Here is a 407-nt window from a genome sequence, read left to right as displayed (position 1 = left end):
TGCCGGAAAAGATCCCGACGCTCAAGCCCGCGTTCAAGAAGGACGGCACCGTCACCGCCGCGAACTCGTCGTCTATCTCTGACGGCGCCGCCGCCATGGTGCTGATGCGCGCGTCCACCGCTGAGAAACTCGGCGTCAAGCCCCTGGCCCGCATCGTCGCGCACTCGCAGCACTCGCAGGAACCGAACTGGTTCTCCACCGCCCCCGTCGGCGCGCTGAAGAACCTGTTCAACAAGACCGGCTGGAAGGCCGAGGACGTGGACCTGTACGAGATCAACGAAGCCTTCGCGGTGGTCGCCATGGCCGCCATGACCGACTTCAAGCTCTCGCCTGAAAAGGTCAACATCCACGGCGGCGCCACCGCGCTGGGCCACCCGATCGGCGCCTCCCGCGCGCGCCTCGTGGCC

At 67.1% G+C, this 407-nt stretch carries 1 pseudogene; it reads left to right on the top strand.

Features of this window, described 5'->3' with window-relative positions:
- A pseudogene (locus B3446_RS12185) lies at positions 1-407 on the top strand (acetyl-CoA C-acetyltransferase); the annotation flags it as partial.

Source organism: Achromobacter sp. UBA5777, from assembly GCF_002418565.1.
Classification (GTDB): Bacteria; Pseudomonadota; Gammaproteobacteria; order Burkholderiales; family Burkholderiaceae_B; genus Achromobacter; species Achromobacter animicus.
The sequence above is the reverse complement of the archived record's forward strand: the minus strand, read 5'-3'. Positions and strand labels throughout refer to the sequence as shown.